This is a genomic window from Rhizobium sp. PL01 (assembly GCF_033447125.1).
Classification (GTDB): domain Bacteria; phylum Pseudomonadota; class Alphaproteobacteria; order Rhizobiales; family Rhizobiaceae; genus Pararhizobium.
In genome coordinates this window covers 246656-254204 of the sequence record NZ_JAWQUM010000011.1, presented here as the reverse complement: position 1 = coordinate 254204, position 7549 = coordinate 246656, and the positions used below count along the sequence as shown (strand labels likewise).

Here is a 7549-nt window from a genome sequence, read left to right as displayed (position 1 = left end):
GGATTTGCACGGATAGCGCGGGGTGGAGCAGCCCGGTAGCTCGTCAGGCTCATAACCTGAAGGCCGCAGGTTCAAATCCTGCCCCCGCAACCAAATCAAAAGCCCCGAAGACAGAAATGTCCCGGGGCTTTTTTGCGTTAAAGGGGGCACGAAGAAACGATCCGTGTTGGACTGGATTGATGACCTCCGCGCGAAACCAGCCCACTATCGCGATCAGAACTGGAAAACTCTAATATTGAGCTTTCCAGATTGATCGTTTGGGACCCTGTCGATCGTGCTCTTGCTGTTGTCTCCGGCTTTGGCAGGAGAGAACCGGCCGAGCCGCCCCCTCCCCTGCGCGGGGCCCTACTTTCTGTCCGGTGCGACTCGCCTGGCATTGGCCGAGATCGCAGAATCCTTACTCATGCAGCAAAGCCTTGCTGTTTGACATACGTCTCCAGATTAGCTTCCGGCCTCGCACCGATATGGGTAATCACCTCGGATGCAGACGAGCAGCCGAGCCTAAGCGATTTGGCGGGGCTGAGCCCCGTGCTGATGCCGAGGAGGAAACCGGAGGCGAACAGATCGCCGGCTCCCGTGACATCGACGACTTCATCGACCGGGTAGGCAGACATGCTGATTTCCTCGTCGCGGCACACGGCCATGGCGCCCTCCTCGCCCATTGTTACCGCAGCCAATGGAACATCGTTCTTCAAAAGGCGAACGGCTTCCCTCAAGTCACCTGTTTGATACAGCGACAAGAGCTCATGGATGTTTGCAATAAGGACGTCCACGGTACCGGAACGGATCAATCCCAGGAATTCCTTGCGATAACGAGAGACACAAAAAGGGTCAGAGAGCGTGAAGGCGACACGTCTGGCATGCTTGTGGGCATGGCGCGCTGCGGCAAGAAAGGCTTGTTTTGCCTTTGGCGGATCCCAGAGAAAACCCTCCATGAAGGTGATCGAGGCGGCAGCGATATGCTGTTCATCGATATCGGCCTCGGTTAGTTGGTGGCACGCACCAAGATGGGTGTTCATCGTGCGTTCGCCATCCGGTGTCACCAGGATCATCGATCGGGCGGTTGCCTCGCCGTTCTCCAGCCGTTTTGTGTTGTAGTGAACGCCAGCGGCAGAGAGGTCGTCCGCAAAGAAATGTCCGAGATCGTCATCATTGACCTTGCCGATGAACGAGGCCCGCCCGCCCAGCGAAGCGACGCCCGCTGCCGTGTTGGCCGCGCTTCCGCCTGAAATCTGCTGCTTTTGAAGCGGCATTTTCCGATAAAGGCTTTCGGCGCGGGCTTCGTCGATCAGGTGCATCACGCCCTTCTGCATTGCCTCCTCATCCAGAAACCGGGACGGGACCGGCGCAATGATATCGACGATCGCATTTCCGATTGTGAGCACGTCATACCGAGTGACAGTCATTGTGGCTCCTTTGGCATTGATAGACACTGCTTCTGAACGGCCTTCACACTTCTCCGGAACACATCAGGCAGAGGCTGGCTCGACACGGCCGGCTCTCCGTTCTGTGTTCTCACAGAGGACAGGTAGAACAAGGTCGGGTGTCAGCGCCCGCATCACCTCCATCGCGTTGGGATGGGTTTCGGTCCCGTAAACGACGTATCCAGCATCTGGATGGGGGGAGTCGAAGCTGCGCCCGCGTGCAGAGCGGGCACCCCATCTCCAAGAGCGCGTTGGACCATGCAGGCCGAAGACCCGGGCATCGACCGCGCCAGCAAGATGCAGCACGCTAGTATCAACACTGAGCACGGCATAGGCCCTGTGCAAAAGATCGCCCAGTTCGCTCAAGGGAACTTTGCCGCAGAGGGAAATGGTCGATGCGGCGTAAGGGCCGAGTTGCACGGACAGTTCATCGACCACGTTCTGATCCGCAGCGACACCGGTAAAGGCCGGGGTATAACCAAGATCGATCAACTCGCGGCAAAGGGTGGCCCAGCAGTCCAGCGGCCAGGCCTTTTCCGCGGCTCTGGTCCCTCCGGCCGAGAGCTGGCACACCACCAGCCGGTCAAGCGGCAGTTCGCGGGCCAAAGCACACTCCTTGCGCCGTAGCTGCATGTGATACTTGCCTGTCGCGCCGAACACCCGTGCCATTGCGGCAAGGTTTTCCAGCTCATGCCGATCGCCGCGATGGGGGACCACCACATCGAAGAGTTTGCCACGCACGGAGCCTTCCGGCGCGAAACCGACTGTGCAGGCCGCGCTGAGCCTGGCAAAAATGGCCGTCAGGTTTGGCCAGGGGGTCTGATCGATCACCAGATCAAGGCGGGCCGCCCGCAAGGTACGAAGGGCACGGTCCGGCCGCGAAAAATCGCAGCGGACTGCGGTGAGTGGAGCGTCAATCATCTCCACTGCCGGCGCATTGTTTGCACCATGGAAGACAAAAAGGTCTGCTTCCGGATAGCGGTCGGAGATGGCAGCAACGACGCCTGAGGCGATCAGTGTATCGCCGATCGCTGTTGGCTGGATGATGCCGATACGCTGGGGCGCGATCGGCAGAGAATGACGCCGGTTTGCCACTGCGAGCACCCTTACCGCAGCGGCAAGCACCGAACGATCCAGCCATCGCATCCAATCGCTCGATCGCGCCATGGTCAGTGTACCACTTCGCTGTGCGGCTGATGTGTTGTCCGCGCCCGCGCAATGAGGCTCGTCGTGGACTGATCGGCTTCGAGATCCACAAGCACCACCTTTCCACCATAGGCGCGGACGAATGCGCCTCCGACGACGGTATCGACCGTATAATCGGCCCCCTTGAAAAGGACGTCTGGACGCAGAACCTGGATGAGTTCCATCGGCGTATCGTCGTCGAAGAGCATGACCATATCGACGCTATCAAGCGCCGCGATCACGACGGCTCGCGAGCCCTCAACCTGGACCGGCCGCTCGGGCCCTTTCAGACGACTAACCGAAGCATCCGTATTGAGGCCGACCACAAGCCGGTCACACTGCGCCTTGGCTGCTTTCAGGAGCTTCACATGACCTGGGTGAAGGATATCGAAACACCCATTCGTAAAGCCGACAGTGAGCCCTTCCCGCCGCCATGCTTCCCGGCGCGCATAGGCCAACGACAGCGTCCCAAGCTTCTCGTTCCGCCGTGAGGGCTCAGCCTCTATGAGGAGGGCGCCCGCGAGTTCTTCAGCCGTCACCATCGCGGTTCCGCTTTTGGCAACCGCCACTGAAGCCGCAATATTGGCTATGGCCATCGCCTTCGGCAGGCTTTCGCCGGCCGCAAGTGCTAGTGACAATGCCGCCACGACCGTATCGCCGGCACCGGATACGTCGCGCACAAGCTGTGTGCGTGCCGGCTCGTGAAGAGGTGATTTGCCCGGCCGGAAAAGCGATATCCCCTGCTCGGAACGGGTCAGCACGATGGGCGCGCCGAACTGTTCAAGCGCAGTCGCCATGCCTGCGGCAATGCCTTCTTCGCTATCGGCCTCCCTGCCGCTGGCAACGGCAAGCTCCTTGCGGTTTGGCGTCAGCACCGAGCAGCCTCTATAATACGAAAAATCGGGTTGTTTCGGATCGGCAATGACGGGAATACCCCATTGCTTGGCCACCTCGACCACCGCTTTGACGACCCCGGGCGTTATGACGCCCTTCGCATAGTCGGAAATGACCACGGCGGAGCACTCTGCGGCGGCTTCCCGTATACTTGCAATAATGCCCGCTTCGGCCTCTTCGTTGATGGTCAGGCTTTCGCGATCGGCGCGCAAAAGATGCCTGTCTTGCGCGAGGAACCGCGTCTTTTCGATGGTGTTGAAGCCGGGCTGGCAGTAGAGCCGCGCATCGACCCGCGGGTTTCGGCTAAGATTCATCTCCTTCAGCATTGCGCCGGCTGGATCGCAACCAACCAGACCGATGAGAATGGCGGCGCCCCCGAGCGAAGCGATATTCGCGGCAACATTGCCGCCTCCCCCCATTGCCCAGTTTTCATCGTGAATTTGCAGGACCAGGGCCGGAGCCTCGGGCGAGACACGCTGAACCGAACCACGGACGTAGTGGTCAAGCATGATGTCTCCGACGACAAGAATGCGGCAGCCGAGAAAATTATCTACAATCATTGCAGCGCTCCATGACTTGTGCCTTCCCCAGCCCAGAGACGCTCAAGGCGCATAAGCTCGGCGATTGCTAAAAAGATATGATAAAGGGTGCTTGCTGGAATGGCCGTCACACACGGCCGGCCAGCTCCATCGAGGTGGTCGATCCAGCATCCGCGTGGCGCTTTACCGAGATACCTTTCGAGTAGGACGCTCAGCACGGTAGTGATACAGTCTCGCTCGAGGATTCCGTCGAATTCGGCCCGAGCCAGAAGCGCTTTCAGCCTCTCCGTCTGCGGCCAGGACCGGTGGCGGTTTGACCGCACGCTGCCGTCGCTCGACAGTTCATCGTGAATAAGGCCGGTCGTTTTATCGACCCCATGGCGTTGGGCAAAGGCAAACAGCCTATCGGCAGCTTCGCGGCCCCGGTAGCCCGTCATTTGCCCGGCATGGCGAAGAAGCCAATACCATTCAAAATGGTGTCCCGGCTCGACAACATGACCATGATCGCCACCGATGCGGGTCCATCGGTCGTCATAATATTCGGCAATCGTTCCAGTCGCCTGATCGAAAAGTCGATCTTCAAACAGGCTGACGATTTGCTTCAAACGCCGCGCAACGCCGGCTGTTGGATGTACGGCCTGCAGCGCAAGCAGTGCCTCGAACATGTGCATATGCGGATTCTGCAAAAGCTTGTGGTCAGTCTTTGACCCGCTGCTCCATCCCTCGCCGTCAAGGCGGCCGAAATGGATGTCGATGGCCTCCAAGGTCAGGTCGATCCAGGGAATGAGATCATTTCTGCCTGTCGCCCTTGTCCACCAGGCAAACGCCAGAAGAACGAAGGCCTGATCATAGAGATCGAGATCGGCGTTGACGATGCCGCCAGCCTCCCCCATCGAAGCGACCCAACCTCCACCCGGCCGCCAGGCATTGGCAAGCAGGAAGTCGAGCCCATTCTTGGCTGTGCGTAGCCCAGGTTCAAAACCGAGCGTGTAGGCGTGGCTGAAAACATAGATCTGGCGGGCGTGAACGCGGGTCCGTTTAAAACCCACCGACTTGGGTTTTCCGTCCAGATCCAGCGCCTCAACGAAGCCTCGATTGCCATCGACCCCTGTCGTGCTCCAGAAGGGCAAGGCATCTTGAAAGACCCAGTCCTTCATACGGTGGCAAAGTGCCGCGAGATTGGGACGCCGCTCTAGCGCAACAACGTTCATGACGCCGCCTCCAGCACTTCAAGGAGTTGCGCCACGCCCTGCCAGGCGTCTGCGAGCACCTGTTCATGCTCAATGCCAGAAATGGGGGTTGAATGCGCGCGGCAGGCCAGTTCAACAGCCGCCGTGGCTTGCGTATGTGCGACATCGCAGAGAAACTCATCGCGGTTAACCGACGTCATGAACGATCGAAGCTTGCGGTCCCAGGCGAGGCCAACTGCCGGCACGCCAAACGAATAGGCCGCAATAACGGCGTGCATTCGATAGGCGACGAGCACATCGAGGCTCGAAATGATCGCGCAAAGTTCGGTTGGCGTGCGCTGAACAGGGAAGGAAATCGCGTCTCCCGCGATGGCTTTCAGGCGGGGCTGAAGTTTGGCGAGGTAGGCGATGTCTTCCGGGCTGCCATTGGTAAATATAACGGCATGATAGCCACTATCGATCAGGCCGCGCACCAGATCCACGTACCAGTTCTCGAGATAGGCGGGTTCCGGCGCGTTGTCGGCGTGATAGCGGATGGCGATGTGGCTCATGATTCCGACACCTGCAACCGGACGTTCGCTACCGAAAATTCGGGACGGTGGAATGAAGTCGGCCGCAAGAAGACCTGGGTCGCGCACGACAACCGCCTGGAAGCCGCTCGCTTCGCCAAGCTTCTCATCCCAGAGACGTTTGGAGTCCTGATCCCGTACAAAGACGCCACGCAGGAACGGGCTTGCGAAGGCCTTTTTCATCATACTGGTGCCCTTGGCAGTCCAGTCCGGCGTGACACCTGATGCATAGACGACGAAGGGCAGATGCAATCGCTCGGCTTCCCGGATCGCAAGTGTCAGCTTGGTTGGGAAATTCAGGTCGATGTCAGAAATGAGATTGCCGCCGCCAATGGCAATTGCGTTCGCGCCGTTGATCCGGGTTGCATAGTGCGGAAGCCATTTCCGGTGCGCATGGATCGCCATGGGGACGCGAATGGCGTGACGGCGTAGCCACTTGGGCATTCTGTCAAGCGCCGACATGATCTGCAACCGTCCCGCGAGCCCATCACCATAAGCCTGCCGGGCCGCAAGATCGATGGACCAGGTATCCTCGCTCGCTCCAAGCGCAATCAAGGCTTTTTCCAGGCATTCCGAAAGCAGGCCATCGCCAAGGTTGGGGCTGTATTTGACATTGAAGAGGCGGATGCGGAGCGGTGCGGAAGCTGAAGGGTCGGCATCGAGCCTTTCTGCGGGCGAAGTCACCACCGGACGAACGGTTGCCTCCTGTATGCCGGCATCCGGCAACGAGGTTAGGCGCGGGAATATGGCACTGCTATTGATCTGGATGCTTTGAAAGCCAGTTGACATAACGTGTCACTCCCTCTTCCAGGGATTGAAAATTGGGGGCCAAGCCATTGGCGACGAGTCTCGTCGTGTCGGCCTGGGTGAAATATTGGTAGCGGCCGCGCAGCCGCTCCGGCATGTCCATATATTCGATCCGCGGAGACGCGCCGACGGCATTGAAAACTGCGACGGCAAGGTCGCGGAACGAACGCGCCTGACCGGTTCCGACATTGAAGATGCCACCAACATTCGCCGCATCGAGGACACGGCGAACCACATGTACGCAGTCCTCAACAGAGACGAAGTCACGCATCTGACCACCATCGGGATAGTTCGGGTGATGCGATTTGAAGAGACAAACGGGGGAGCCCTCCGCCACCTTCGGCCAGATCTGGTGGACCACGGAGCGCATATCGAGCTTATGGCTTTCGCGCGGCCCGTAGACGTTAAAGAATTTCAGTCCCGCCCAACGGCGCGGGACCACCCCGCCCCGGTCGACATCCGCAGCGATGCGCCGGTCGACGAGATGTTTGCTCCAACCGTAGGGATTGAGCGGTGCAAGCCTCGCCAACCCGGCCTGAGTGTCGTCGTCGGAGAAGCCGTGCGACCCGTCTCCATAGGTGGCGGCCGACGAGGCGTAAACGAAGGCAACGTCATTGTGCCGGCAGTGGCCCCAGAGATCGAGCGACAGGCGAACATTGTTGGCGACGATACGATCGACATCACGCTCGGTGGTCGCGGAAATCGCACCCATATGGACGATGGCTTCCAGCGGCCGGGGGTTCTGGCGCAGCCAGGCCATGAGGTCTTCGGGCCGGATGATGTCTTCCAGCCGCACGCCGGCGATGTTGAGCCAACGGTCGTCACTTCCAAACCAGTCACACGCAACGACTGACGCGCCGTCCCTTGCGAGTGCATGCGCGATGTTGGAGCCGATAAAGCCTGCCGCCCCTGTCACCACGATCAACTTGTCGGCTAAGCCC

The 7549-nt window shown here is 59.6% G+C and carries 6 protein-coding genes and 1 tRNA gene; 1 reads left to right on the top strand and 6 read right to left on the bottom strand.

Going from position 1 to position 7549, the window contains the following annotated elements:
- Window positions 1-16 precede the first annotated feature (16 nt).
- Window positions 17-93: transfer RNA gene (locus R6X40_RS24655), tRNA-Met, on the top strand.
- Between the two features lie 308 nt (window positions 94-401).
- On the opposite strand, the gene R6X40_RS24650 is transcribed toward R6X40_RS24655, so the two are convergent.
- The 6 genes from R6X40_RS24650 to rfaD all read right to left on the bottom strand — a co-directional run bounded on the left by R6X40_RS24650 (window position 402) and on the right by rfaD (window position 7533).
- Window positions 402-1406: an adenosine kinase gene (locus tag R6X40_RS24650; RefSeq protein ID WP_318416980.1), complete on the bottom strand. Its 1005-nt coding sequence runs from the start codon at window positions 1404-1406 to the stop codon at window positions 402-404.
- Window positions 1407-1469: 63 nt separating this feature from the next.
- The gene (locus R6X40_RS24645) at window positions 1470-2570 is read right to left on the bottom strand and encodes a glycosyltransferase family 9 protein (RefSeq protein ID WP_318416978.1); all 1101 of its coding nucleotides are present in this window, start codon (window positions 2568-2570) and stop codon (window positions 1470-1472) included.
- Between the two features lie 23 nt (window positions 2571-2593).
- Window positions 2594-4063 carry a D-glycero-beta-D-manno-heptose 1-phosphate adenylyltransferase gene (rfaE2, locus tag R6X40_RS24640; RefSeq protein ID WP_318416976.1) on the bottom strand — a complete coding sequence of 490 codons (1470 nt, stop codon included), beginning with the start codon at window positions 4061-4063 and terminating at the stop codon, window positions 2594-2596.
- Complete coding sequence (locus tag R6X40_RS24635; protein ID WP_318416974.1) at window positions 4060-5253, bottom strand: AGE family epimerase/isomerase; 1194 nt, start codon at window positions 5251-5253, stop codon at window positions 4060-4062. Before R6X40_RS24635 ends, rfaE2 begins: the two co-directional genes overlap by 4 nt.
- A complete protein-coding gene (locus R6X40_RS24630; protein WP_318416972.1) occupies window positions 5250-6590 on the bottom strand; it encodes a polysaccharide pyruvyl transferase family protein in 1341 nt (446 codons plus the stop codon). The genes R6X40_RS24635 and R6X40_RS24630 overlap by 4 nt, the downstream gene beginning before the upstream one ends.
- The gene (rfaD, locus tag R6X40_RS24625) at window positions 6556-7533 is read right to left on the bottom strand and encodes an ADP-glyceromanno-heptose 6-epimerase (protein ID WP_412178456.1); all 978 of its coding nucleotides are present in this window, start codon (window positions 7531-7533) and stop codon (window positions 6556-6558) included. Before rfaD ends, R6X40_RS24630 begins: the two co-directional genes overlap by 35 nt.
- Window positions 7534-7549: the final 16 nt, after the last annotated feature.

What these genes read in the sequence shown, in the direction of transcription:
- R6X40_RS24650 (WP_318416980.1), bottom strand. Translation starts at nt 1,406, where the DNA reads ATGACTGTCACTCGGTATGACGTGCTCACAATCGGAAATGCGATCGTC.
- R6X40_RS24645 (WP_318416978.1), bottom strand. Translation starts at nt 2,570, where the DNA reads ATGCGATGGCTGGATCGTTCGGTGCTTGCCGCTGCGGTAAGGGTGCTC.
- rfaE2 (WP_318416976.1), bottom strand. Translation starts at nt 4,063, where the DNA reads ATGATTGTAGATAATTTTCTCGGCTGCCGCATTCTTGTCGTCGGAGAC.
- R6X40_RS24635 (WP_318416974.1), bottom strand. Translation starts at nt 5,253, where the DNA reads ATGAACGTTGTTGCGCTAGAGCGGCGTCCCAATCTCGCGGCACTTTGC.
- R6X40_RS24630 (WP_318416972.1), bottom strand. Translation starts at nt 6,590, where the DNA reads ATGTCAACTGGCTTTCAAAGCATCCAGATCAATAGCAGTGCCATATTC.